Consider the following 26,322-nt stretch of genomic DNA (forward strand, 5'->3'; position numbering starts at 1 on the left):
CACGGAGCAGCACGCCCGAGCGATTCCTTGACACGAGTGAACGCCGCCCGCACGCGAAAGTTACGACCGTTCACCCCTTTTGGTGGCGCGATGGACAACCGTCCGTCGCGCCACCGCCTTGTCCGCTTACGTTCGTCCCGCTGGGAGCCGCCGGCACAACGGTGGCTCCTCATACGGGAGATCGGGGGTGCACTCGTGCGCATCGGACTGCTTACGGAGGGTGGCTATCCGTATGTGAGCGGTGACGCCAGGCTCTGGTGCGACCGCCTCGTACGCGGACTCGGGCAACACGAGTTCGACATCTACGCGCTCAGCCGAACCGAGCGGCAGGAGGCTGAGGGCCGGCTCCCGCTGCCGCCGAACGTCGGCCGGGTGCGGACGGCCCCCCTGTGGACCGCGCGGGACGACCGGGCCGCTCACGGGCGCCGGACGCGACGCCGGTACGCCGAGGCGTACGCCGAACTGGCCGCCGCCCTCTGCACCGCACCGGAACCAGGAGCACCGCAGGTCACCCCGGCAGCGTCCGCCCCCGAGGCGGACCGTTTCGGCAGCGCCCTGTACACGCTCGCCGAACTCGCCCGCGACGAGGGCGGACTGACCGGCGCCCTGCGCTCCGAGGCCGCCGTGCGCGCCCTGGAACAGGCCTGCCGCGGCCCGCGCGCACTACGGGCGGCGCGCGGGGCGCGCGTCCCCGAACTGCTCCAGACGGCCGCACATCTCGAACGCGCCCTGCGCCCCCTCTCCCTCGACTGGTACGAGGACGACGTGCTCGGCTCGGCCGACCTCTGCCACGCCACGGCCGGCGGCACCGCGGCCCTGCCCGGACTGCTCGCCCGGCACTTCGCCGGAATCCCGCTGCTCGTCACCGAGTACGGCGTGCACCTCCGGGCGCACTACCTGGGGACCTCGCCCGAGACACCCCCCGCGGTGCGCGCCCTGCACGCCTCCTTCCACCGCCTGCTGGCCGCCGAGGTCTACCGCCGGGCCGCGTGCATCACCCCCGGCAACACCCACGCCCGCCGCTGGCAGGAACGGTGCGGCGCCGACAAGGCCAAGCTGCGCACCGTCTACCCCGGCATGGAGGCGGCCCGCTTCACGGAGGTGGGCGAGGCGGCCGACCACGCGGACCCCCGCACGCTGGTCTGGGTCGGCCGTGTCGAACCGGCGAAGGACCTGATCTCCCTGCTCCACGCCTTCGCCGAGATCCGCAAGGAGGAGCCGAGGGCCCGGCTGCGGATCGTCGGGGCCCCGGCGGGCGCCGAGGGCACCGCCTACCTGGGGCACTGCCGGGCGCTGGCCGCGCAGCTCTTCCCCGACGAGGCCGACGGCGTGCACGACATCGGTGACAACCCGGTGTCCTTCGAGGACATCGGCGGCCCGGAGCTGCCCGGGCTCGCGGATGCCTACGCGGCGGGGGCGGTCGTCGTCCTGTCGAGCGTCGTCGAAGGCTTTCCGATCAGCCTGGTGGAGGCCATGTTCTGCGGCCGGGCGACGGTGTCCACGGATGTGGGCGCCGTGGTGGAGGCCATCGGCGGGACGGGCCTCGTCGTCCCGCCGCGCAACCCCCGGGCGCTCGCGGAGGCGTGCCTGGCGCTGCTGCGCGACCCCGAGCGCCGTGAGCGCCTCGGCGCGGCCGCCCGCGCCCGCGCGCTCGAACTGTTCACCGTGGAGCAGAACGTCATGGCGTTCCACGACCTGTACCTGGAGGTCGTCTCGCACTCGCCCGTCCGGCGGGTCCTCGTCGACGCCGACGGTGAACCGCTGCCCTTCGCCGTCCCGGCGGAGGCCCATCTGCCCGGCCACTGGACCGCCCCGCGACTGCCGCGCGGCAGGCCGCGCTGGGCGTGGGCGCCGGGCGAGGGCACGGCGCCGGTGCGCGCCACCGGCCTGCAGAAACCCGTCCCGGCGGCGGAGGGGGCCCGATGAGCGACGTAGGAGAACTGGACCACCGCCCCGGCGCCCCGGACGGGCCTTGGGACGCCGGGTCCTGGGAGGCCCTCGCGGATCAGGAGCGGCCGCCCCCGCACACCGACCCCGCCCCCGGGCATCAGGCCTCCCGGGAACCCGCTCCGCAGGCGGCCGGCACCACCGGCCCTCCGTTCGCCGGGGACGCGGACCCGGCGCGCATGCCCCCCGCCCGCCGCGGGGCCGTCGACCCCGTCAAGGCCCTGCTGCACCGCCACCGCGACCTGTGCGAACGGGCCGTGGACCCGCTGGAGATCGTGGCCGGTCTGGAGGCCCACGGCCTCACCGACCGGGCCGCCGCCCGCTTCCACCACCGGGACCTGTTCTCGCTCGCCGAGGAGATGTACGCGCGCGTACCCCGCGACGGCGACCGCCCCGCCCCGCCGACCGCCCCGGCCGACGCCTCCCGCGAGCCCCGCGCGTGGGCCGTACTGGCGCTGCTCCCCGGCGCCCTGGCCACGGCCACCGTCATCGGGCTCCGGCTCACCGACGGCAGGATCCGCCTCGCCGCCTGCGCACTCGGCGTCCTCGCCGTCGCGTTCGGGCTCCGCGCGGCCCTCGCCCGCGGCCCCCTGCGCGTCCCCGCCCACCGTCCACGCGCCGCCACGCGCGCGTGGACCTGCTGGCTCCTCGCCTACGCCCTGCTCGGCGACGGCCTGCTGCGCGCCGCCCAGGACGGCGGCCCCGACGGTCCCGTGCCCGCCGCCACAGCCCCGGTCGTCGCCCTCGTCCTGGCCGTCGGACCGGCCGCCTGGTGCGCCCGCCTCCTCGCCCTGCGGGCCCGCCGCCGGCTCGCCGCCAGCCGGGGCCTGGAGGACTTCAGGTCGTCGGTCACCCCGCTCCTGCTCGGTACCGTCGCTCTCTTCCTCTGCGCACTGACGGCCCTGCTCGCCGGGTGCGCGACCGTCCTTCACGAGCCCCCCGCCTACGCCGGAGCGGGCGCCCTGGGCGCGCTCCTGATGCTCGCCCGGCTGCTCACCGCCCATGGCTTCGGCCGGGCCCAGGCCGCCGCCCTCGGCGCCGCGGTCGCTGTCGAGGCGACCGCCCTCGCCACGGTCTTCGCCGGCCGACTCCCCGGCTGCGGAGTCCTGGCCACGCCGGTGCGCACCGTGACCGACGCCCTCGGCACCGACGCCGTCCCGGCCCTGGCCTGCGCCCCGGTCGCCCTCGCCCTGCTGGTCCATGCGATCCGCACCCTGACCCGGGCGTCCGCCCACGCCCGGCCCCCCGGGTCCCCCTGAACCCGGCCCATGGCGCCCCCACCGCCCTCAGCCCCGGCCCACCGGCGCCCCACCGTCGAGGTCATGAGCCGCCACCACCGCGCGGGACCCCGGTCCCGCCCCTTCGCTCCCGCGGGGCCGACACCGCGGGCCCCTCTCATCCCACGGCACCACCCCTGAAGGAGAACGCCAGATGATCACCTCCCGAACCGGAGAATCCGCCCCGGGAGCCGCCCGATGAGGGTCCTGCTGATCGGAGCCAACGGATATCTCGGCCGCTTCGTCGCCGACCGTCTGCTCGCCGACCCGGCCGTGCAGCTCACCGCGCTCGGCCGCGGCGACGACGCCGACGTACGGTTCGACCTCGCGTCCGGCAGCCCCGGCGCACTCACCCGCTTCCTGGACGCCGTGCACCCCGGGGTCGTCATCAACTGCGCCGGAGCCATCCGCGGCGGCGCCCGCGAACTCACCCGGCACAACACCGTCGCCGTCGCCACCATCTGCGAGGCCCTGCGCCGCAGCGGCTGCGGGGCCCGGCTGGTGCAGATCGGCTGCGGCGCCGAGTACGGGCCCAGCCAGCCCGGCTCCTCCACGGCCGAGGACGCCGTCCCGCGTCCCGGCGGCCCGTACGGCGTCAGCAAGCTCGCCGCCACCGAACTCGTCCTCGGCTCCGGGCTGGACGCCGTCGTGCTCCGGGTGTTCTCGCCCGCCGGGCCCGGCACGCCCGCCGGATCCCCGCTCGGCCGCCTGGCGGAGGCGCTGCGCCGCGCCATGCAGGCGAGCGACGGCGAACTCAAGCTCGGCGGCCTCGGTGTGCAACGCGACTTCGTCGACGTACGCGATGTCGCCCGTGCCGTCCACGCCGCGTCCCTGTCCGCCGCCCAGGGCGTGATCAACATCGGCTCGGGCCGCGCGGTGCGCCTGCGGGACGCGGCCGCCGTCCTCGCCCGGGTCGCCGGCTACGGCGGGACCCTGCACGAGCTCGACGGTCCCCCCGGACCGATGCGGCCGACCATCGGCCACCCCCGCTCCGAACCGGAACACCCCGCCCCGGTCGCCTACCCCTACCCGGACGGCTGTGGCAGCTGGCAGCAGGCCGATGTGCGCACCGCCCGCGACCGGCTCGGCTGGCGCCCCCGGATCAGCCTGGAGGAGTCCCTCGCCGACATCTGGATGGAGGCGGCATGCCGCATCTGACCAGCACCACCACGGGCACCGCGAGCACGGACCTGGGCGCCGGCCTCGGCATCCCCGGGTATGCCCACCCCCTGGTCGCCCCCCTGGAGTGGGACGCGCTCACCCGCCCCGGCGCCCCGGTGCACTGGGCTGTCCTCAATGTGAGCGGCGGCCCGGGCAGCCGTCTCGACCCGCACTGCCTGGAGGCCACCGGGCGCCTGCACACCGCGGGCGTGCGTGTTCTCGGCCACCTCGACCTCGTGCAGGGCACGCGGCCCTTGGGCGAACTGATCTCCGAGGCGCACCGCCATCTCGACTGGTACGGCGTCGGCGGCTTCCTCCTGGACCGGTGCCCTGGCGAACGCGCCGTGCTCCCCGAGATCCGCCGTCTGATCACCACGCTCCGGGCACTCCTCGACCGCGGGCACATCGTCCTGGGACACGGCACCCACCCCCATCCCGGGTACGCCGAGAACGCCGACCAACTGGTCACCTTCTCCGGCACCTGGAACGACTACCGCTGGTCGCAGGTGGCCGAATGGACCGCTGACTACCCGCCCGAGCGGTTCTGCCACTTCGTGCACGGCGTACCGCGCGGCCATCTGGACGAGGCGCTGCGCATCGCCCGCTGGCAGGGCGCGGGCACGATCTGGTTCACCGATCGCACGGTCCGCGGTGGTCGCACAGACCCCTGGGAGACCATGCCCGGCTACTGGGACGACATTGTCTCGCGCCTCGGAACGGGTGTCTCGGAATGAAGAAGGGCGTGGCAGTGTTACGAGGAGAACAACCGTAGTGATCGACCGACCAACGGAGTCCCCGTGTCGCTGCCACCCCTGGTCGAGCCGGCTGACGAGCTCACCGTAGACGAGGTCCGCAGGTACTCCCGCCACCTGATCATCCCCGACGTCGGGATGGACGGGCAGAAGCGGCTGAAGAACGCCAAGGTGCTCTGTGTGGGAGCCGGTGGTCTGGGCTCGCCGGCGCTGATGTACCTGGCCGCGGCGGGCGTGGGAACGCTCGGCATCGTGGAGTTCGACGAGGTGGACGAGTCGAACCTCCAGCGGCAGATCATCCACAGCCAGGCCGACATCGGCCGCTCCAAGGCCGAGTCCGCGCGTGACTCGGTCAAGGGCATCAACCCGTATGTGAACGTGATCCTTCACGAGGAGCGGCTCGAGGCCGACAACGTGATGGACATCTTCAGCCAGTACGACCTGATCGTCGACGGCACGGACAACTTCGCGACCCGCTACCTGGTCAACGACGCGTGCGTGCTGCTGAACAAGCCGTATGTGTGGGGCTCGATCTACCGCTTCGACGGCCAGGCCTCCGTCTTCTGGTCGGAGCACGGTCCCTGCTACCGCTGCCTCTACCCGGAGCCCCCGCCGCCGGGCATGGTCCCCTCCTGCGCCGAGGGCGGCGTCCTCGGCGTGCTGTGCGCGTCCATCGGCTCCATCCAGGTCACCGAGGCGATCAAGGTCCTCACCGGCACCGGTGAGCCGCTGGTCGGCCGACTGATGATCTACGACGCCCTGGAGATGCAGTACCGTCAGGTCAAGGTCCGCAAGGACCCCAACTGCGCGGTCTGCGGCGAGAACCCGACCGTGACCGAGCTCATCGACTACGAGGCCTTCTGCGGCGTCGTCTCCGAGGAGGCCCAGGCGGCGGCCGCCGACTCGACGATTACTCCCAAGCAGCTCAAGGAGTGGATCGACGACGGCGAGAACATCGAGATCATCGATGTCCGGGAGCCGAACGAGTACGAGATCGTCTCCATCCCGGGCGCCCGGCTGATCCCGAAGAACGAGTTCCTCCTGGGCACCGCCCTGGAGGGCCTGCCGCAGGACAAGAAGATCGTCCTGCACTGCAAGACGGGTGTCCGCAGCGCGGAGGTCCTCGCCGTCCTGAAGTCGGCGGGCTTCGCGGACGCGGTCCACGTCGGCGGCGGCGTCATCGGCTGGGTCAACCAGATCGAACCGCACAAGCCGGTGTACTGATCTCCGGTCTGCCTGACCAGCAAGACTGACGAAGCCCACGGCTCTGACCAGTTCAGAAGCCGTGGGCTTCTGTCAGGAGCAGACCTTTCCGTCCTTCGGGACCGTGCCCTTCAGCAGGTATGCGTTCACGGTCGTGTCCACGCACGTGCTTCCGCTCCCGTAGGCCCCGTGGCCCTCGCCCTTCCAGGTCAGCTCGACGCCGACGCCCTGGCCCAGTCCCTCAGCCATCCTGCGGGCGCCCTCGTACGGTGTGGCGGGATCCCCGGTGTTGCCCACCACCAGGACCGGAGCGGCTCCCGGCGCGCTGACCTCCGGGTGGTCGAACTCTCCGGCCACCGGCCAGTCGTGGCACCAGCCGGCCGTGTCCCAGCCCAGGAAGTCGCCGAACACGGGCGAGATCTTCTCGAACTCCGGCAACTGCGCCTTGACCTCCGCGGCCGTCGGCCGCTGCCGGTCGTCCAGGCAGGATATGACCCGCTGCGAGTGCGTCGTCGTGCCGTAGTGCCCGGTGGCGTCCCGGTCGTTGTACTCGTCGGCCAGGCGCAGCAGCTCCGAGCCGTCGCCGCTCTGTGCCGAGGCGAGGGCGCTGGTGAGGATGGGCCAGCTCTCCTTGCTGTAGAGCGGCAGCACGATGCCGGTCAGGGCCAGGGTCTGGGTGAGCTTGCGTCCGGACGACGTCGGCAGCGGCTTGGCGTCGATCCGCTTGAGCAGGCTCACGATCTTCTGGGAGCCCCGCTTGGGGTCCTGGCCCGTCGACTTCAGGTAGTCGTCGAGCGCGCGCTGGAAACCGAGGGCCTGGTTCTTGGCGTGGCCCAGGCTGTCGGCGGTCGGGTCGACCACGGCGTCCAGCACCAGGCGCCCCACCTTCTCCGGGAACAAGTGGGCGTACACACCGCCCAGTTCGGTGCCGTACGAGATGCCGAAGTAGTGCATCGTCCGGTCGCCGAGGACCTGGCGCATCAGGTCCATGTCGCGCGCGGTGTCGGTCGTGGACACATGCGTGAGCAGCTTGCCGGCCGCCCGCGCACATCCCTGGCCGAAGTCGGCGGCGTCATCGAGGTAGGCCTTCAGCTCGGCGGCGTCGTCCGGTGTGGCGTCTATGGTCTCGGCCGCCTGGATCGCCTTGTCGTCGCGGCAGCGGATGCCCTCGCTCGCGCCGACCCCGCGCGGGTCCCAGCTCACCAGGTCGTACCGCTTGTGGAGTTGGGAGGCCAGACTCGCGTACGACGGCATCGTCGAGACGCCGGAGCCGCCCGGGCCGCCGAAGTTGAACAGGAGCGAGCCCATGCGGTTGCCTCCGGTCGCCTTGGACCGGATCAGCGCGACGCCGATCCTCTCGCCGTCCGGCCTCGACCAGTCCAGGGGCGCCTTCATCGTCGCGCACTGCCAGTCGCCACCCGGGGCCGAGGCGCCCTTACAACTGCTCCAGGTGAGTTTTTGGGCAGTGAGCGAGGCGGGCAGCTCCGGGGAAGGGGAATCGGCATCCCGCGATGCCGACGCCGACGCGCCGGAGTGGCCCTTGCTGTCGTCCGCGCTCGAGTCGGACGAATGGGCCGAGCCGCTTCCGCAGCCGGTGATCAGCAGGGCGGCCGCGACCGTGGCCGACCACCGTACGACACGTGACATGTGCACCCCCCTCACCGGCTCTCCGCCCGGAGCGGCGGAGAGCAGTCAGGCCATAGTAGGTGGATCGAGCGGGGCCTATGGCTGCCTGTGGAAAACGGTCTGACCTGCACTTTTCCTCCGAAATCCGTGTCGGCCGGGGCTTGGGGCCCGCAGCGCGGGGGCCCGGTGGAAGCGGGGATCCTCATGACGGGGAGCCGCCGGGATCAGGTGCAGACGATGCCGGCCCGGGGGACCTTGCCGTAGAGCAGGTAGTTGTTGACGGTGTTCTGCACGCACTTGTCCCTGCTGTCGTAGGAACCGTGCCCCTGGCCCTTGTACGTCAGCTCGACACCGACACCGGGTCCGAGCGCCTGCACCATCCTCCTCGCTCCCTCGTAGGGGGTCGCCGGGTCACCGGTGTTGCCGACCACGAGGATCGGCGCGGCGCCGGGGGCGCTCACGTTCGGGTGGTTGGCGGCTCCGGCCACCGGCCAGTTGGTGCAGCTGAGCAGACCCCAGGCCAGATAGTCACCGAACAGCGGGGAGGCGGCCCGGAACTGCGGCAGCTTCGCCTTCACGTCGGCGACGGTGTAACGAGGCTTCTCGTCCGCGCAGTTGATCGCGACGTTCGCCGGGATCAGATTGCTGTACTGGCCGTTCTCGTTGCGTCCGTTCATCGCGTCCGACAGCGCCATCAGCACCTTGCCGTCACCCGCGTACGCCTGCTTCAGGCCATCGGTGAGATATCCCCAGAATGCCTTGGAGTACAGGGCCTGCGCGATGCCGTTGGTGGCCGCCGTCTGGGTCAGGCGACGGGGGAAGATGCCGGGCAGCGGCTTCTCGTCGAGGTCCTTCAGCAGTTTGGCGATCCGCTTCTCGACGTCCTGCGGGGTGCGGCCGACCGGGCAGCCCCCGCTCTTGGCGACGCAGTCCCGCGCGTAGTTGTCCAGCGCGAGCTGGAAGCCCTTGGCCTGTCCCACCGAGGACTGCACCGGGTCCGCCGTCGGGTCGACGACCGCGTCGAAGACGGCCCGTCCCACGTTCTTGGGGAACAGGTGCGCGTAGACGCCGCCCAGTTCGGTGCCGTACGAGATGCCGAAGTAGTACAGCTTGGAGTCGCCGAGCACCTTGCGCATCAGGTCCATGTCGCGGGCGGCGTCGGTGGTGCGCACATACGGCAGGACGCGCCCCGAGTTCTGCTCGCAGGCCCTGTTGAACTGCTTGGTGCTGTTCACGAAGGCCTGCTGCTCGGCCGCGTTGTCGGGCGTCATGTCCTGCTGGAAGAACGCGTCGAGTTGCTGGTCGTCCTTGCACTTGACGCCCGCGCTGCGGCCGACCCCGCGCGGGTCGAAGCTCACCAGGTCGTAGCGGGTGCGCAGGGTCTCGTAGTCCGGGGCGAAGGCGGGCAGCGCCGTGACCCCGGAGCCGCCCGGGCCGCCGAAGTTGAAGACGAGGGAACCGATCCGTTTGTTCGGGGGGCCGCTGGCCTTCACCCGGATCAGCGCGACCCCGATGGTGCCGCCGGTGGGATTGTCCCAGTTCAGGGGCGCCTGCATGGTCGCGCACTGCCACCTCGCGCCGCTCGGCAGAGGGGCGGGGGCGCTGCCGCCGCCCTCCGCCTCGGACGGCGGGGGACAGTCCTTCCAGACCAGCTTCTGGCTCGACAGCTCTCCGTCCGCGAAGCTGCCGGCGCACCCCGCCATCAGCGAGGGCAGGACGACGGCGGTGGCGGCGAGGGCTGCGGTGCGGATGCGGAGTCGGTTGGGCATGCTCCCATCCTGCGACCGCGCGGGGCGGAGCGCTCGGGGCGTGAGCCGGGCGGGTGAGTGGCCGCTTTCGCGACCGGCCGCTCTCCAGGACGCGCGTGAGAACGGCCGGCAGCGATCTTTCGCAACTCTCCCTAGAGGGCCTCCTTGCGCGACAGATGGTTGAAGGACAGCCACCCGGGCAGCACCGGCAGCCACAGCGTCAGCAGTCGGTACAGCAGCACCGCGGGCGCCGCGACCTCCTTGGGCAGGCCGACGGCGATGAGACCCACCGTCAGGGTGGCCTCCACCGCGCCCACGCCGCCGGGGGTCGGGGCGGCCGACCCGAGCGCGTTGCCCGCCAGGAACACGACCGCCACGCTGGCCAGGCTCAGCGAGGTGTGCTCCTCGTGTCCGAACGCCCGGATCGAGGCGTCCAGGCACATCACGAAGCACGCGGTCAGCAGCAGCATGCCGCCGATGCCGGTGATCAGCTTCTGCGGCCGCTGCAGCACGTCGAGCATGCGCGGCACGACACCGGCGAACAGCGACCTCACGCGCGTGACGACGAACTTCCGCATGAACGGCACGGACGTCACCACCAGCACGAGCACCGCGACCGTCAGCAGACCGGCGATGACCGTACGGGACGGCGACAGCGACGGGGTCTTCTCGGTGCCGGTGAGATAGCCGAACGAGAGCAGCATCAGCACATGGCAGCCGAGTCCGAACAGCTGCGAGGCGCCCACGCTGGCCACCGCCAGCCCGGGCCGCACTCCCGCCCGCTGCAGGAAGCGTGTGTTGAGCGCGACACCGCCGACCGCCGCGGGCGCCACGATCTTCACGAACGACCCGGCGACCTGCGCCGCCACGGTGCGCCAGAACGGCACCCGCTCGGGCACGAAGCCGAGCAGCGCCATCGCCGCCGCGACGTAGCTCAGCGCCGAGAAGAACACGGCCGCCGCCACCCAGCCCCACTGGGCATTGGCGAAGAGCGTGCCGAACTCGATATGGGTGAGCTGGGTCAGCAGGAAGTACGCGCCGATGGCACCGGCCATGAAACTGAGCAGCGTGCGCGGCCGCACCCGCTCCAGGCGGGCCGGTTCGACCGGCGCCTGAGGCCTGATCCGCAGCACCTGGTGGCGGATCTGGGTGAGGAGATCCTCCTCGCGTGCCTCCTCCAGGGCCTCGTCGATCGCCCGCTTCTCGGCCCGCTGCTCAGCGCGTACGGATTTCTTGTCGAGCTTGTCGGGGACGGCTCCGGGGGTCTCTCCCGCCTCCGCCGCGCGGGCCAGCTTCGACTGCCGGGAGGCCTCAAGGACCGCCTCCCGCTCGCGCTCGGCCCGCTCCCGGGCCAGTTTTCGCAGGGTCGCGCGCGTGGAGCGCGTCAGCGCGATCGGCTGCAGCATGGGCAGACAGTCGGCGACCGCGTCCGGGCCGAGCACGGCGACCGCGGAGGCCACCGCCCGTTCGGCACCGACCCGCAGTCCGAGCGTGGCCAGCAACTGCGCGATGTCCATCCGCAGCACCAGATCGCCGGCCGCGATCTCGCCACTGCGCAGGTCGGTCAGGATGACGGTGCCGGAACGATCCACCACGATGGCGTCCCCGGCGAGCCGGCGGTGCGCGATGTGCCGCGACTGCAGGGCCTGCACCTGGTGCCAGGTGTCGTGCAGCAGCTCGTCGGTGATCTCCTCGTCGGCCAGCTGGTCCAGCGTGCGGCCGCCCGTGTGCTCGTAGACGAGCATCACCGCGTCGGGGCCCAGCTCGGAGGTCGCGATCAGCCGGGGCGCGTTGGCACCGGCCGCGATGGCCGCGTAGGCGAGGAGCGCCTCCTGCTCCAGGGCCTGGCGCAGCGACTGCAGGCTGCTGCGGGTGGTGATCCCGCGCAGCGTCAGCCGTCGCCACACCCGGTAGAAGAAGCCCTGTGCCTGCTGTTCGCGGTCGACGACCGTGACGTCCAGCGGAGGGCCGTCCTCCAGCGTGACGAAGTAGCGCCGGCCGCGGTCGCCGGTGTCCGCCGTGTCGGGCGTCTCCCGGCGCGCCGCGCTCACGGGGCGGAAGCCCACGGTGCGCAGACCGGCCATCAGGGTCCGCCCGGTGGGCTGTACGTTCGGCGAGCCGACCGCGTACAGCGTGCCGGCCGCGACACTCCAGCCGATCAGCACCGTAAGGACGATGGAGAACGGCGTCGTGTAGCCGGTGACCAGCATGGAGAAGGCGTCGAGCAGCAGCACCACCCACAGCACGGCGCGCCAGCGCGGTCTGCGTGACATGCCCACGGCCGTCATATAGGCGATGACGGGTGCGAGGTAGCCGTGCACCGGGTCGGTCAGGGCGTGGATGTCGCCGGGGGAGGGCTGGGTGAGCGCGTCCTGGATCGAGGGCGGCGCGCCCCTGGCGACCCACAGGTCCGTGGCGAGTGTCACTCCATGGGCGAGGACGGCCGCGAGGACGCCGTCGGCGATGCGCAGACCGTCGCGCTTGATCAGCCGTTCGATCGCGAATGCAACCGGTACCAGCAGGATCGCGATGCTCGACGCCAGTCCCGCGATCTTGATCAGTAGATCGGGTGCCTGTCCCGTGCCCTTGTTGATGTCCTGTTCGAGACCCGAGGTGGTGCCGTGCGCGAACGCGGCGATGGCGAGCAGCACCACGATCGCGAGGATGCCCACCAGAAGGCGCATCAGATCGGAAGGACGGTGCACGCGCGCGGGGAGCAGCGGTTCGTCGCCCTCCACCGCGTCATGCGGGGCGTCGTCACAGCCCGCGTCCGGGTCGGACGGCTGCTGCGCCGCGTCGTCCGCGCGCCGCTGTGCCTCCTTCCCCGGCTCGTCCTGCTCGGGCGCCTTCTCCAGCGAGACGTGTGAGGCCTGAGGGGCCTCTGTGTCCTGGGCCTTTTGCGCGTCCTTGCCTGCGTCGTGGCCCGCGGCGGCCGGGTCCGGGCGCGACGAACCCTCAGAGGTGCCCTCCGCTCCTTCGGGGTGCACGCCCTGCTGTTTCATCGTCTCTTCTTGGTCTCGTATCACCAGTCACCGCCCGCACGATGGTGGCATGCCCACCCGACACACGGGGGCATCAGGGTGCAAATGCGGGGGCGCACAGTCTGCCCGAAGCGCCGGGGCGGGGCGAGGGCCACGCCCGGACGCTCCCTCCTCACATTGTCGGTGGCGTGAGGCAGGATGGGTCGGATGAGCGAGCGGAGCCTTCCGGAGGATGCCCTGCCGGAATACGCGGAACGGGTCCTTGACCTGGCCGAACGCATCCCACCGGGGCGCGTCATGACGTACGGGGACGTCGCCGAGTGGCTGGAGGAGGGCGGGCCGCGCCAGGTGGGCCGTGTGATGGCCCTCTACGGCGGAGCCGTCCCCTGGTGGCGGGTGGTCCGCGCCGACGGAGTGCTGCTCCCGGGGAACGAACTGGACGCCCTCGGCCACTACCGGGACGAGGGCACCCCGCTGCGGGAGGCCGGCCGCGCGTCCGAGGGGCATCTGCCGCGCCTGGACATGAGGCGGGCGCGATGGGACGGCGACACATCCGCGAAAGGTCACATCTGACAGCTTCCGGCATCGGACGCGGTGGGCGGGACGCCATGGCCCGTTCGGGGGAAGCGCGGCACGTCCGTGACATGCCGTACGTTCGTGCGGTGAGGGACAGGCGTGACGGGAGGGACCTCCGGGAACAAGGGGAAGCCCTGCTTCCGCAACCTTCCCCGGCGTAGCGTCAATGGCGCGCGTCCCCGTCATCCCGCGGTCACCGGCCTTCCCGTGCGGCGATCCCGCCTCCCGCGGCCCGACCACCACCCCTCGACGACGGTGCCCCGCATCGACAGTGACAAGCCCGAGCACGACCACCAGGACCGGCGAACCACGTGAGCTCCTCTTCCTCCACCAGGCGCCTGCCGCACCCCCCGGTGCGGCAGGGGAGCCGTGGCGCTTACCGACTGGTGCGTACCCCGCCCGTCCGGGTGGATCCCCCTCGACTTGACGCACCGCAGAGCGCGGTGGTTGACCATCGGGCCGGCCCCCTGCTCGTGCTCGCGGGTCCGGGCACCGGCAAGACCACCACGCTCGTGGAGTCCGTGGCCGCCCGGATCGCCCGCGGCGGCGACCCCGAGCGCATCCTGGTGCTCACCTTCAGCCGCAGGGCCGCCGTCGAACTGCGCGACCGCATGGCGCTGCGCGCGGGCGCGGCCCACGCCCCGCAGGCCACCACGTTCCACTCGTTCTGCTACGCCCTGGTCCGCGCCCACCAGGACAGCGACCTCTTCGTCGAACCCCTGCGGCTGCTGTCCGGCCCCGAGCAGGACGTGGCCGTGCGGGAACTGCTCGCCGGGCAGCCCGACCTGGAGCGCCTCGGTCTCGCGCATGTGCGCTGGCCCGACGAACTGCGCGCCTGCCTGACCACGCGCGGCTTCGCCGACGAGGTGCGCGCGGTGCTGGCCCGCAGCCGTGAGCTGGGCCTCGACCCGGAGGCGCTGCGCCGCTTCGCCCGGCGCACAGGCCGCCCCGACTGGGAGGCCGCCTCCGCGTTCCTCGCTGAGTACCTGGACGTCCTCGACCTCCAGGGAGTGATCGACTACGCGGAGCTGGTCCACCGCGCGGTGCTGCTGGCCCGCCGCCCCGAGGTCGCCGAGCGGCTGGCCGCCCAATATGACGCGGTCTACGTCGACGAGTACCAGGACACCGACCCGGCGCAGGTCCGGCTGCTGCGGGCTCTCGCGGGCGACGGGCGGACCCTGGTGGCCTTCGGCGACCCCGACCAGTCGATCTACACGTTCCGGGGTGCCGACGTGGGCGGCATCCTTGACTTCCCGCACACGTTCCCCCGCCCCGACGGCACCCCGGCGCCCGTGCACGTGCTCAGGACGACCCGTCGCTCCGGCGCCACCCTCCTCGCGGCCACCCGGCTGGTCACCCAGCGCATGCCGCTGACCCGCCTCCCGGCGGACAAGGTGCGCGCGCACCGGGAACTCGCGGCGGTACGGGACGGGGGCCGCGTCGAGGTCCACACGTACCCGACGCCCGGCACGGAACTGGACAACATCGCGGACATCCTGCGCCGGGCCCATCTGGAGGACGGCGTCCCCTGGAGCGAGATGGCCGTCCTCGTGCGCGCCGGAACCCGCACCATCCCGACGGTCCGCCGTGCCCTCACCGCCGCCGGAGTACCCCTCGACATCGACGGCGACGACCTGCCGCTGCGCCACGAACCGGCCGTGACACCCCTGCTGACGGCGCTGCGCGCGGTGGCCCGCGCGGAGGTCTCCCACATCCGTCCTGAGGAGGACGCGCAGGATCACCCCGAGGAGACGCAGGAGGCGACTGACACCGGAGTGTGGCTCGACACCGAGACCGCGCTCACCCTCCTCACCTCCCCGCTCGCCGGCATGGACGCCGCCGACCTGCGCCGCCTGGGCCGCGCCCTGCGCGAGGAGGAGCGGGCCGCCGGCAACCCCGTACCGCCGCCCTCCGACCAGCTCCTCGCGCGGGCGCTGGCCGAACCGGAGCGCCTTGTGGCGCACGACCCCGCGTACGCGCGCGGAGCCCAGCGCCTGGGCGCGCTGCTGGCAACGGCGCGGGAACGGCTCGCGGGCGGCGGCACGGCCGAGGAGGCCCTGTGGGAGCTGTGGAACGGCACGCCGTGGCCCAAGCGCCTGGAGAACGCCTCCCGACGCGGCGGCGCCGGGGGCCGCAACGCCGACCGTGACCTCGACGCCGTGTGCGCCCTGTTCGCGACCGCGGCGCGCGCCGAGGAGCGCACCGGCGGCCGGGGCGCCCTCAACTTCCTGGAGGAGATCGAGGCCCAGGACATCGCCGCCGACACGCTGACCCGCCGCGCCCTGCGCCCCGACGCCGTACGCCTGATGACCGCCCACCGCTCCAAGGGCCTTCAGTGGCGCCTGGTCGTCGTCGCCGGGGTCCAGGAGGGCCTGTGGCCCGACCTGCGCCGCCGTGGCTCCCTGCTGGAGGCCGACCGCATCGGCCGCGACGGCCTCGCCGAGCCCCTCACCCCCGGCGCGCTGCTCGCGGAGGAACGACGCCTGTTCTACGTCGCCTGCACACGCGCGCGTGACCGCCTCGTCGTCACCGCAGTGAAGGCCCCGGCCGACGACGGGGACCAGCCCTCCCGCTTCCTCACCGAACTCGGCGTCGAACCACGGGACGTCACCGGCCGCCCGCGCCGCCCCCTGTCCGTCGCCGCGCTCGTCGCCGAACTGCGAGCCACGACCGTCGACCCGCGCGTCTCCGACGCGCTCAGGGAGGGCGCCGCCCGACGGCTGGCCCGGCTCGCCGCGCTCGCCGACGACGACGGCCGCCCCCTCGTGCCCTCCGCGCATCCCTACCGCTGGTGGGGCATGTGGGACCAGACCGAGAGCAAGGTGCCGCTGCGCGACCGCGACCAGCCCGTGGCGCTCTCGGGCAGCGCGCTCGACCAGCTCGCCAACACCTGCGCCCTGCAGTGGTTCCTCGGCCGCGAGGTGAAGGCCGACGCGCCCGCGACCGCCGCCCAGGGCTTCGGCAACGTGGTGCACGTCCTCGCCGACGAGGTCGCCTCCGGACGCACCCCCGCCGACCTCGACGTCCTCATGGAACGCCTCGACTCGGTGTGGAACGCGCTCGCCTTCGACGCGCCCTGGAAGTCCGACCAGGAGAAGCAGAACGCGCGCGTGGCGCTCGAACGCTTCCTGAAGTGGCACGTCGACTCGAACAGCGTCCGCGCCGGACGCACCCCGGTGGCCAGCGAGCACGACTTCGACGTCACCCTCGCGGCGGGCGACTACCAGGTACGCATCCGCGGCTCCATGGACCGCGTCGAGACGGACGCCGAGGGTCGCGCCTACGTCGTCGACTTCAAGACCGGCAAGCAGGCGCCCAGCGCCGCCGAGGTGGCCCGCCACCCGCAGCTCGCCGTCTACCAGCTGGCCGTGCGCGAGGGCGCCGTCGACGACGCCTTCGAAGGACAGCGGCCCGAACCGGGCGGCGCCGAACTCGTCCAGCTCAGGCAGGGCGCCGCCAAGAAGGACGGCGGCGACACCCTGCCCAAGGTGCAGGCCCAGGAGCCCCTCGACGGACAGTGGATCGGCGAGTTGCTGGCCACCGCCGCGGGCAAGGTCCTCGACGAGCGGTTCTCCCCGACCACCGGGCAGCACTGCACGCACTGCGCCTTCCGCGTCTCGTGCAGCGCACGACCGGAGGGCCGCACCGTCGTGGAGTGAGCACGGCGAGCGAGCGAACGGGCGTCACCGGGCGAGCACGCCGAGTGAACGCCGCGGCAAGCGGGCACCCCGTGTGACCTACCGCACCGGGCGCGCTCACCAGGGCTTCTCCCGTCCCGGCGGACGATCCGGCATCCGCTGTCAGTAACCACCGTTAGCCTCTCCGACGTGCCCGCCCGTATCAGTGACCCCGAGCAGCTCAAGGAGCTCCTCGGCATCCCGTTCACCCCGGAGCAGACGGCCTGCATCACCGCGCCGCCCGCCCCGCAGGTGATCGTGGCCGGAGCCGGATCGGGCAAGACCACGGTGATGGCGGCCCGTGTGGTGTGGCTGGTGGGCACGGGGCAGGTCGCGCCCGAACAGGTCCTCGGCCTCACGTTCACCAACAAGGCGGCCGGTGAACTCGCCGAGCGCGTCCGCACGGCACTGGTCAGGGCGGGCGTCACGGACCCGGACGTCATCGACCCCGACAACCCGCCCGGCGAACCCGTGATCTCCACCTACCACGCCTTCGCGGGCCGCCTGCTGACCGACCACGGCCTGCGCATCGGGCTCGAACCGACCTCCCGGCTGCTCGCCGACGCCACCCGCTACCAACTCGCCGCGCGCGTGCTGCGCGAGGCCCCCGGTCCCTACCCGGCGCTCACCCGCTCCTTCCCCGACCTCGTCAGCGACCTGCTCGGCCTCGACTCCGAGCTGTCCGAGCACCTCGTACGACCCGAGGACCTGCGCGCCTACGACGCCGACCTGCTGCGCACCCTGGAGGGCGTCCGGCTCACCAACGCCGATCTGCGCAAGGTCCCCGAGGCGGCCGCCGCCCGCCGGGACCTGGCCGACCTGGCCGGCCGCTACCGCGCGGCCAAGCGTGAGCGCGATCTCCTCGACTTCGGCGACCAGATCGCCCTGTCGGCGGTCCTCGCCCGCCTCCCCGAGACGGGTCGCATCCTGCGCGAGGAGTACCGGGTCGTCCTGCTCGACGAGTACCAGGACACCTCGGTGGCCCAGCGCGTCCTGCTCGCCGGACTCTTCGGCGGCGGCACCGGCCACCCCGTGACCGCCGTCGGCGACCCCTGCCAGGCGATCTACGGCTGGCGCGGCGCGTCCGTCGCCAACCTCGACGACTTCCCCGAGCACTTCCCGCACGCCGACGGCCGCCCCGCAACCCGCCAGGCGCTCAGCGAGAACCGCCGCAGCGGCGGCCGCCTCCTCGACCTCGCCAACGGCCTCGCCGAACCGCTGCGCGCGCTCCACTCGGGCGTGGAGGCTCTCCGCCCCGCACCCGGCGCCGAACGCGACGGCCAGGTCCGCTGCGCCCTGCTGCGCACCCACGCCGAGGAGATCGACTGGATCGCCGACTCCCTGGCCCACCTCGTGCGTACCGGCACCGCACCCGGCGAGATCGCGGTCCTGTGCCGCACGGCGACCGACTTCGCCCAGATCCAGGGCGCGCTCGTGGCCCGCGACATCCCGGTCGAGGTCGTGGGCCTGTCAGGACTGCTGCACCTGCCCGAGGTAGCCGACCTCGTCGCTGTCTGCGAGGTCCTCCAGGACCCCGGCGCCAACGCCTCCCTGGTCCGCCTCCTCACCGGACCGCGCTGGCGGATCGGCCCCCGCGATCTCGCCCTGCTGGGCCGGCGCGCCCGGCGGCTCGTGTCCTACGCGCGCGTGGCCGCCGACGACGACCCGGACCGCCGGCTCGCCGCGGCCGTCGAGGGCGTCGACCCCTCCGAGGTGATCTCGCTCGCGGACGCCCTCGACACCTTCCTGGAACTGCCCATGGAGGCCGGCCGCGAGGACGACGGGCTGCCGTTCTCGCCCGACGCGCGCGTACGGTTCGCCCGCCTCGCCACCGAACTGCGCGAACTGCGCCGCTCGCTCGCCGACCCCCTGATGGACGTCCTGCACCGGGTGCTCGCCGTCACCGGCCTGGAGGTCGAGCTGTCGGCCTCCCCGCACGCACTGGCCGCGCGTCGCCGCGAGACCCTGTCGAACTTCCTGGACGTCGCCGCGTCCTTCGCCGCCACCGACCCGGACGCCTCCCTGCTGGCCTTCCTCGGCTTCCTGCGCACCGCCGCGCAGTACGAAAAGGGCCTCGACAACGCCCTGCCCGGCGGCGAGAACACCGTCAAGGTCCTCACCGCGCACAAGTCCAAGGGCCTGGAGTGGGACGTCGTCGCCGTCCCCGGACTGGTCACCGGCACCTTCCCCAGCAGCCAGGGCCGCGAGAAGTGGACCGCCCAGGGCAAGGTGCTGCCCCACGCCCTCCGCGGCGACGCCGACACCCTGCCCGACATCGAGTCCTGGGACTCCCGGGGCGTCAAGGCCTTCCACGAGGCCATGAAGGAGCACCAGCACACCGAGGAGCTCCGCCTCGGCTACGTCACCTTCACCCGCCCGCGCTCCCTGCTGCTCGGTTCCGGCCACTGGTGGGGGCCCGCGCAGAAGCGCCCCCGGGGACCCTCCGCCTTCCTCCAGGCTCTCCACGACCACTGCGCCGCCGGACACGGCGAGATCGAGGTGTGGGCCGACGAGCCCGCCGAGGACGAGGAGAACCCGGCGCTGCACGAGGCCGCCGCCGATCACGCCTGGCCGCTGCCGCTGGACGAGGCGGCCCTCACGCGCCGAAGGGCCGCCGCCCGGACCGTCCTGACCCATCTGGAGCAGATGGCGTCACAGACCACGTCCGCGTACGACGAGCCGTCCGCAGCCGACGACCCGGAGTGGCCGCCACCACCGGACGACGAGGACGACTACGGGCCGGACGACGACGACCGTTTCGTGCCGGACGACGAGGCCCCCTACGACTCGTACGGGCCGGAGGATGAAGACCCGTACGAACCGGACGAACCGGATGGCTGGCCGGGCCGCCGCCCGTCGGACCCGCCGCCATCAGCGCCTCACGCGCGCGTGCCCCTCGACGCCCCCGCGCCGGCGGACGAGCCTGCGCTGGGGGACACCCCCACCCCGACCGTCCCGCGCGCCCGACGGCACCCCGCCGAGGAGACCCCCGAGCTCACCCTTGAAGAGGCCCGCACCATCGCCTCCTGGGACCGCGACCTGGACGCCCTCACCGGGGAACTGCTGCGCTCCCGCACGGCCGTCACCGACGTACCCCTGCCGTCGTCCCTGACCGCCTCCCAGGTACTGCGGCTGGCCGCCGACCCCGACGGGCTCGCGCAGGAACTCGCACGCCCCATGCCGGGCCCTCCGCAACCCGCGGCGCGTCGAGGCACCCGCTTCCACGCCTGGGTCGAGGCACGCTTCGAGGAACTGCGACTCCCCATGCTGGAGCCGGACGAGCTGCCCGGCAGCGAGGCCGAGATCGCCGACGAGCGCGACCTGGAGGCCCTCAAGGACGCCTTCGAACGCACGCCCTACGCGCATCGCACCCCGTATCGCGTCGAGACCCCCTTCCAGATCACCATCGCCGGGCGCGTCGTCCGAGGCCGCATCGACGCCGTCTACCGCGTGGACGACACGGACGGGACCTCGTACGAGATCATCGACTGGAAGACCGGCCGCACCCGCAGCGGCGACCCACTCCAGCTCGCCCTGTACCGGCTCGCCTGGGCCGAACAGCAGAACGTGCCCATGGAGAGCGTCAAGGCCGCGTTCCTCTACGTCCGCAGCGGCGAGGTCGTACGCCCCGAGGGCCTCCCGGACCGGGCCGCGCTGGAGGCGCTGCTGCTCGGGGAGCCCACCGGCGAGGAACCGGCCGACCAGGATGCCGGCGCGGGCCGATAGGCTCGGGAGCATGAGCGAGACCCCGGACAGTGCCGTCCGCACGTACATCGACAGCCACCGCGCCGCCTTCCTCGACGACCTCGCCGAGTGGTTGCGCATCCCGTCGGTGTCCGCCCAGCCCGAGCACGCGGCGGACGTGCGCCGCAGCGCCGAGTGGCTCGCCGCCAAGCTTCGCGACACCGGCTTCCCCACCACCGAGGTCTGGCCCACCGACGGCGCTCCCGCCGTCTTCGCCGAGTGGCCCGCCGAGGACCCGGGGGCACCCACCGTCCTCGTCTACGGCCACCACGACGTACAGCCCGCCGCCCGCGAGGACGGCTGGGACAGCGAGCCCTTCGAACCGGTGATCCACGAGGGCCGCCTCCACGCGCGCGGGGCCGCCGACGACAAGGGCCAGGTGTTCTTCCACACACTCGGCATTCGCGCCCACCTCGCCGCCACCGGCCGCACCGCCCCCGCGATCCACCTCAAGCTGCTGATCGAGGGCGAGGAGGAGTCCGGCTCCCCGCACTTCCGCGCGCTGGTCGAACAGCACGCCGACCGGCTGGCCGCCGACGCCGTGATCGTCTCCGACACCGGTATGTGGTCCGCCGACACGCCCACCGTGTGCACGGGCATGCGCGGCCTCGCCGAGTGCGAGATCGTCCTGCGCGGTCCCGACCAGGACATCCACTCCGGCTCCTTCGGCGGCGCCGTCCCCAATCCGGCCACCGCGGCCGCCCGCCTGGTCGCCGCCCTCCACGACCAGCACGCGCGCGTGGCGATACCCGGCTTCTACGACGGCATCATCGACCTGACCGACCGGGAACGCGCCCTCTTCGCCGAGCTCCCCTTCGACGAGGAGCAGTGGCTGCGCACCGCCAGGTCCACCGCCACCCACGGCGAGCAGGGCTACACCACCCTGGAGCGCATCTGGGCCCGCCCCACCGCCGAGGTCAACGGCATCGGCGGCGGCTACCAGGGCCCCGGCAGCAAGACGATCATCCCGTCCTCGGCCATGGTGAAGCTGTCCTTCCGGCTTGTCGCCGGACAGGACCCCGCGCACATCGAGAAGGCCGTCCGCGCCTGGGCCGCCGACCAGCTGCCCGCCGGGATCCGGTACGAGGTCGTCTTCGGCGCGGCCACCCGCCCCTGCCTCACCCCCCTCGACCACCCCGCCCTGCAGTCCGTCGTACGGGCCATGGGCCGCGCCTTCCAGCAGCCGGTGCGCTTCACCCGCGAGGGCGGCTCGGGACCCGCCGCCGACCTCCAGGACGTCCTCGGCGCACCCGTGCTGTTCCTCGGCATCTCCATCCCCTCCGACGGCTGGCACGCCCCCAATGAGAAGGTCGAACTCGACCTGCTTCTCAAAGGCGTCGAAACCTCCGCATACCTATGGGGTGACCTCGGGGAGAACTGGCGCGATGCCCACTGACGATCTCGCGGGCCGGACGGTCGGCCTTACGGGCCGCGGGGCACGGCACACTGGAGGAGCCGCCCTTCGTGCCCAGGCCCCGCCGGACCCGGTCCCACCCCAGCCGAACGTCCTGCTGAACCGCCCGCCGAAACAACCGTTCCACCGGGGGAGTTGGAAACAACCGTGACCACCTGGACCGACCACAGCGCCGACCGGCCCATCTCGCTCACCGCTCCGAGCGGCGTCGACCGGGCCGCCCACCACCGGCTCGACGAGGCCTGGCTGGCCGCGGCCTGGAGCCATCCCACCACCCGCTGCTTCGTGGTCTCGGGGGGTCAGGTCCTCATTGACGAGACGCCCGACGGCCGCACCGAACTCGTCATGACCCCCTCCTTCGAGGCACCCCTCACGGAGGCCCACCGTTACTTCCTCGGCACCGACGAGGACGGCGTCAGCTACTTCGCACTCCAGAAGGACGCCCTCCCCGGCCGCATGGACCAGTCCGCCCGCCCGGCCGGTCTGCGCGAGGCCGGACTGCTGCTGTCGCCCCGTGACGCCGGCCTGATGGTCCACGCGGTCGCCCTGGAGAACTGGCAGCGGATGCACCGCTTCTGCTCGCGCTGCGGCGAACGCACCGTCATCGCGGCCGCCGGGCACATCCGACGCTGCCCGGCCTGCGGCGCCGAGCACTACCCGCGCACCGACCCCGCGGTGATCATGGCCGTCATCGACGACGAGGACCGCATCCTCCTCGGCCGCCAGGTGCACTGGCCCGAGGGGCGCTTCTCCACCCTCGCGGGCTTCGTCGAACCGGGCGAGTCCATCGAGCAGTCCGTCCGCCGCGAGGTCTTCGAGGAAGCGGGGATCTCCGTCGGCGAGGTCGAGTACATGGCCAGCCAGCCCTGGCCCTTCCCGTCCAGCCTGATGCTCGGCTTCCTCGCCCACGCCACCAGCACCGACATCAACGTCGACGGCGACGAGATCCACGAGGCCCGCTGGTTCTCCCGCGAGGACCTGTGCGCCGCCTTCGAGTCCGGAGAGGTGCTGCCGCCCTACGGCATCTCCATCGCCGCCCGGCTGATCGAACGCTGGTACGGAAAGCCTCTCCCGACGCGGAGCGTGTGACCCGTCTCACGCCGCCACGCGAGCGACTCGCTTCGGGGCCCCTGTCCTCACCGTGCCGTCACGGAGGAGAGGGCGCCCCTCCATGGCCGCCTCGAAGTGTTCGTCCCTGAGCGCGTCCTCACCGTGCTCGGCGGCGAAGGCCCGAACCCGGCCGAGGGCGCTGTCCGGCGGGGGCGGCTCCTCGCTGACGGTGAAGCCGAGGATCTGCGCCCAGAAGGCGGCGCCCACGTCCTGGGGGTCGTTCATGTCCATGCCGCGCACGGTAGCCGGAGGGTCTGACAGCCGGACGGCACACAAAACCCCCGACCGGCCGTGGAGGCCGTCGGGGGTCGTGCGGGGTGTGGAGATCAGGCGGTGAGAGCCTGCTTCACCTGGGCGAGGCTCGGGTTCGTCATGACGACCTCGCTGCCGGAGGAAGGCACCACCAGAACGGTGGGAACCGTCTGGTTTCCGCCATTCACCTTCTCCACGAAGGCCGCGGACCGCGGGTCCTGCTCGATGTTGATCTCGTTGTATGCGATGCCCTCACGGTCCAGCTGGCTCTTCAGCCGACGGCAATAGCCGCACCACGAGGTGCTGTACATCGTCACAGTGCCCGACATGGCGGTCGCGCTCCTTCACGGCTAGGGATGCGTGCTCTGTCTGCTCGCTGAGAAGGGAACGTACGTGAACGTTCCACCATTCCCGCCACCCGTCCGGAGCCCCCGACACCGCCCGCATGCCGCCGCGCGCCGCACGGACACCCCGGCCTCTCCCGCCCGGGCACGCACCCGGCAGCATCCCCGGCATTCGTACGACCGCAGCCGCCCCCCTGTGGACAACCGCCGCAGCCGCCCCCGGGGACCTGGCAGCATGGCGGGGTGACAGCAGCAACGCACTCCACCTTCTTCCCGCTGGTTCCGGACTCGGCCGACGCGGTGCTCGAAGGGCTCGACCCCGAGCAGCGCGCCGTGGCGACCGCGTTGCACGGCCCGGTGTGCGTGCTGGCCGGAGCGGGCACCGGCAAGACACGAGCCATCACCCACCGCATCGCCTACGGAGTCCGGGCCGGCATCCTCCAGCCCCCCAGCGTGCTCGCCGTCACCTTCACCAACCGCGCCGCGGGCGAGATGCGCGGCCGTCTCCGCCAGCTCGGCGCCGCCGGAGTCCAGGCCCGTACGTTCCACTCCGCCGCGCTGCGTCAGCTCCAGTACTTCTGGCCGAAAGCCGTCGGTGGCAGTCTGCCCCGCATCATCGACCGGAAGATCCAGGTCGTCGCGGACGCGGCCGCCGCCTGCCGCCTCCGCCTCGACCGCAACGAGCTGCGGGACGCGACCGCCGAGATCGAATGGGCCAAGGTCACCCAGACCGTCCCCACCGACTACGCCGCCGCGGCCGCCAAAGCCGGCCGTGAAGCCCCCCGCGACCCCGCCGAGATCGCCCAGCTCTACGCCACCTACGAAGACCTCAAGCGCGAACGCGCCGTCATCGACTTCGAGGACGTCCTCCTGCTCACCGTGGGCATTCTCCAGGACCGCCACGACATCGCCGAAGCGGTCCGTGCCCAGTACCAGCACTTCGTCGTCGACGAGTACCAGGACGTCAGCCCCCTCCAGCAGCGCCTGCTCGAACTGTGGCTCGGCGACCGCGACAGCCTGTGCGTCGTGGGCGACGCCAGCCAGACGATCTACTCCTTCACCGGAGCCACCCCCGACCATCTGCTCGACTTCCGTCTCCGCCATCCCGGAGCCACGGTCGTCAAACTCGTCCGCGACTACCGCTCCACCCCCCAGATCGTCCACCTCGCCAACGGCCTCCTCGCCCAGGCCCGCGGCCGCGCGGCCGACCACCGGCTCGAACTCGTCTCCCAGCGCGACCCGGGGCCCCACCCCGTCTACACCGAGTACACGGACGAACCCGCCGAAGCCGAAGGCGCCGCCCGCCGTATCCGCGACCTGCTGGCCTCCGGCATACCCGCCGCGGAGATCGCGATCCTCTTCCGCACCAACTCCCAGTCCGAGATCTACGAACAGGCCCTCGCCGACGCCGGAATCCCCTACCAGCTCCGCGGCGCCGAACGGTTCTTCGACCGCCCGGAGGTCCGCAAGGCCGGTATCGCCCTGCGCGGCGCCGCCCGCTTCGGAGCCAACGACTCCCTCCTCGACGACGCCGTCGACCTGCCCTCCCAGGTCCGCGCCGTACTGTCCGGCGAGGGCTGGAGCCCCGTGCCCCCGGCGGGCTCGGGCGCCGTCAGAGGGCGCTGGGAGTCCCTGGCCGCACTCGTGAACCTCGCCCAGGACTTCGCCGCGGCGCACCCCCGCGCCACCCTCGCCGACCTCGTCGCGGAACTCGACGAACGCGCGGGCGCCCAGCACGCCCCGACCGTCCAGGGCGTCACCCTCGCCTCCCTGCACTCGGCCAAGGGCCTGGAATGGGACGCCGTCTTCCTCGTCGGCTGCGCCGAGGGCATGATGCCGATCACCTACGCCAGAACCGACGAGCAGATCGAGGAGGAGCGCCGTCTGCTCTACGTCGGTGTCACCCGGGCGAGAGAAAGCCTGCACGTCTCCTGGTCGCTGTCCCGCACACCGGGCGGCCGTGCCAACCGGCGCCCCAGCCGCTTCCTCGACGGGCTGCGCCCCGGATCCTCCGCCACCGCCGGCCGCCCCTCGTTCGGCGGTACCGGAGGAACCGGTGGCATCGAACGCGGCTTCGGCACCCTCCCCACGAGCAGCGCTCCGCGTCGGACCAGCAGGACCCCGGCCCGCTGCCGGGTCTGCGGGCGCACTCTGTCCGAGGCCGGCGAGATGAAGCTGATGCGCTGCGACGACTGCCCCTCCGACATGGACGAGGGTCTCTACGAGAGGCTGCGCGAGTGGCGGACGGAGCAGGCCCAGCGCAGCGGCCAGCCCGCGTTCTGCGTCTTCACCGACCGAACCCTGATGGCCATCGCCGAAGCCGCCCCCGACGACGAGGGTGAACTTGCGCGCATCCCCGGAGTCGGAGTCCGCAAGCTCAACCGCTACGGAGCCGATGTTCTGGCCATCTGCGCAGGTGGACACGGAGGCCAGGAGGGCAACGACGACTGACATCAACTCGTCGAAAAAATAGTTTGCGCATGCCCCAGCAATCCCCATAGGTTCTAAGC

Annotated in this window: 16 protein-coding genes; 11 read left to right on the forward strand and 5 right to left on the reverse strand. The window is 72.6% G+C overall.

Going from position 1 to position 26,322, the window contains the following annotated elements; genetic code table 11:
• Positions 1–195: 195 nt before the first annotated feature.
• The 5 genes from ACFYX0_RS22100 (at position 196) to moeZ (ending at position 6,361) form a co-directional block, all read left to right on the forward strand.
• Entirely contained in the window at positions 196–1,926 is a 1,731-nt protein-coding gene (locus tag ACFYX0_RS22100) for a DUF3492 domain-containing protein (RefSeq protein WP_388972481.1), read from the forward strand.
• Positions 1,923–3,206 (forward strand): hypothetical protein, encoded by a 1,284-nt coding sequence (locus ACFYX0_RS22105; protein ID WP_388972483.1) that lies wholly within the window; start codon positions 1,923–1,925, stop codon positions 3,204–3,206. Before ACFYX0_RS22100 ends, ACFYX0_RS22105 begins: the two co-directional genes overlap by 4 nt.
• Before the next feature lie 216 nt (positions 3,207–3,422).
• On the forward strand, positions 3,423–4,382 hold the full coding sequence (locus ACFYX0_RS22110; RefSeq protein ID WP_311692993.1) for an NAD-dependent epimerase/dehydratase family protein: 960 nt from the start codon (positions 3,423–3,425) through the stop codon (positions 4,380–4,382).
• Positions 4,370–5,119: a spherulation-specific family 4 protein gene (locus ACFYX0_RS22115; RefSeq protein ID WP_388972484.1), complete on the forward strand. Its 750-nt coding sequence runs from the start codon at positions 4,370–4,372 to the stop codon at positions 5,117–5,119. The genes ACFYX0_RS22110 and ACFYX0_RS22115 overlap by 13 nt, the downstream gene beginning before the upstream one ends.
• 63 nt (positions 5,120–5,182) lie before the next feature.
• Entirely contained in the window at positions 5,183–6,361 is a 1,179-nt protein-coding gene (gene moeZ, locus ACFYX0_RS22120; protein WP_355918323.1) for an adenylyltransferase/sulfurtransferase MoeZ, read from the forward strand.
• A gap of 72 nt (positions 6,362–6,433) precedes the next feature.
• On the opposite strand, the gene ACFYX0_RS22125 is transcribed toward moeZ, so the two are convergent.
• The 3 genes from ACFYX0_RS22125 to ACFYX0_RS22135 form a co-directional block, all read right to left on the reverse strand.
• A complete protein-coding gene (locus ACFYX0_RS22125; protein ID WP_388972486.1) occupies positions 6,434–7,987 on the reverse strand; it encodes an alpha/beta hydrolase in 1,554 nt (517 codons plus the stop codon).
• Positions 7,988–8,190: 203 nt separating this feature from the next.
• Complete coding sequence (locus tag ACFYX0_RS22130; RefSeq protein ID WP_388972488.1) at positions 8,191–9,735, reverse strand: alpha/beta hydrolase; 1,545 nt, start codon at positions 9,733–9,735, stop codon at positions 8,191–8,193.
• A gap of 131 nt (positions 9,736–9,866) precedes the next feature.
• Positions 9,867–12,716, reverse strand: a complete 2,850-nt coding sequence (locus tag ACFYX0_RS22135; protein WP_388972490.1) for a YbhN family protein — start codon at positions 12,714–12,716, stop codon at positions 9,867–9,869.
• A 186-nt stretch (positions 12,717–12,902) separates the two neighbouring features.
• Between ACFYX0_RS22135 and ACFYX0_RS22140 the strand changes: the two genes are divergently transcribed.
• From ACFYX0_RS22140 to nudC, 5 genes are all read left to right on the forward strand, one after another.
• Positions 12,903–13,268: an MGMT family protein gene (locus tag ACFYX0_RS22140; RefSeq protein WP_388972492.1), complete on the forward strand. Its 366-nt coding sequence runs from the start codon at positions 12,903–12,905 to the stop codon at positions 13,266–13,268.
• 314 nt (positions 13,269–13,582) lie between these two features.
• On the forward strand, positions 13,583–16,930 hold the full coding sequence (locus ACFYX0_RS22145; RefSeq protein WP_388972494.1) for an ATP-dependent helicase: 3,348 nt from the start codon (positions 13,583–13,585) through the stop codon (positions 16,928–16,930).
• Positions 16,931–17,098: 168 nt separating this feature from the next.
• Positions 17,099–20,674: an ATP-dependent helicase gene (locus ACFYX0_RS22150; RefSeq protein WP_388972496.1), complete on the forward strand. Its 3,576-nt coding sequence runs from the start codon at positions 17,099–17,101 to the stop codon at positions 20,672–20,674.
• 10 nt (positions 20,675–20,684) lie between these two features.
• On the forward strand, positions 20,685–22,088 hold the full coding sequence (locus tag ACFYX0_RS22155; RefSeq protein WP_388972497.1) for a dipeptidase: 1,404 nt from the start codon (positions 20,685–20,687) through the stop codon (positions 22,086–22,088).
• 165 nt (positions 22,089–22,253) lie between these two features.
• On the forward strand, positions 22,254–23,195 hold the full coding sequence (gene nudC, locus ACFYX0_RS22160; RefSeq protein ID WP_388972499.1) for an NAD(+) diphosphatase: 942 nt from the start codon (positions 22,254–22,256) through the stop codon (positions 23,193–23,195).
• Positions 23,196–23,201: 6 nt separating this feature from the next.
• Here nudC and ACFYX0_RS22165 read toward each other — a convergent pair whose 3' ends face one another.
• Positions 23,202–23,447 (reverse strand): hypothetical protein, encoded by a 246-nt coding sequence (locus ACFYX0_RS22165; protein WP_388972501.1) that lies wholly within the window; start codon positions 23,445–23,447, stop codon positions 23,202–23,204.
• Positions 23,448–23,542: 95 nt separating this feature from the next.
• The gene (locus ACFYX0_RS22170; protein WP_355918293.1) at positions 23,543–23,797 is read right to left on the reverse strand and encodes a mycoredoxin; all 255 of its coding nucleotides are present in this window, start codon (positions 23,795–23,797) and stop codon (positions 23,543–23,545) included.
• Between the two features lie 258 nt (positions 23,798–24,055).
• Here ACFYX0_RS22170 and ACFYX0_RS22175 point away from each other — a divergent pair, with 258 nt between their 5' ends.
• A complete protein-coding gene (locus ACFYX0_RS22175) occupies positions 24,056–26,263 on the forward strand; it encodes an ATP-dependent DNA helicase UvrD2 (RefSeq protein WP_388972503.1) in 2,208 nt (735 codons plus the stop codon).
• Positions 26,264–26,322: the final 59 nt, after the last annotated feature.

Origin of the sequence: Streptomyces sp. NPDC002573 (assembly GCF_042889625.1) — a bacterium.
In the GTDB taxonomy this organism is placed as follows: domain Bacteria; phylum Actinomycetota; class Actinomycetes; order Streptomycetales; family Streptomycetaceae; genus Streptomyces; species Streptomyces gibsoniae.

Coding starts and splice junctions, on each gene's coding strand:
- ACFYX0_RS22140 (WP_388972492.1), top strand. CDS start 12,903: ATGAGCGAGCGGAGCCTTCCGGAGGATGCCCTGCCGGAATACGCGGAA.
- ACFYX0_RS22110 (WP_311692993.1), top strand. CDS start 3,423: ATGAGGGTCCTGCTGATCGGAGCCAACGGATATCTCGGCCGCTTCGTC.
- ACFYX0_RS22155 (WP_388972497.1), top strand. CDS start 20,685: ATGAGCGAGACCCCGGACAGTGCCGTCCGCACGTACATCGACAGCCAC.
- ACFYX0_RS22115 (WP_388972484.1), top strand. CDS start 4,370: ATGCCGCATCTGACCAGCACCACCACGGGCACCGCGAGCACGGACCTG.
- ACFYX0_RS22105 (WP_388972483.1), top strand. CDS start 1,923: ATGAGCGACGTAGGAGAACTGGACCACCGCCCCGGCGCCCCGGACGGG.
- ACFYX0_RS22130 (WP_388972488.1), bottom strand. CDS start 9,735: ATGCCCAACCGACTCCGCATCCGCACCGCAGCCCTCGCCGCCACCGCC.
- ACFYX0_RS22170 (WP_355918293.1), bottom strand. CDS start 23,797: ATGTCGGGCACTGTGACGATGTACAGCACCTCGTGGTGCGGCTATTGC.
- ACFYX0_RS22135 (WP_388972490.1), bottom strand. CDS start 12,716: ATGAAACAGCAGGGCGTGCACCCCGAAGGAGCGGAGGGCACCTCTGAG.
- ACFYX0_RS22125 (WP_388972486.1), bottom strand. CDS start 7,987: ATGTCACGTGTCGTACGGTGGTCGGCCACGGTCGCGGCCGCCCTGCTG.
- ACFYX0_RS22165 (WP_388972501.1), bottom strand. CDS start 23,447: ATGGACATGAACGACCCCCAGGACGTGGGCGCCGCCTTCTGGGCGCAG.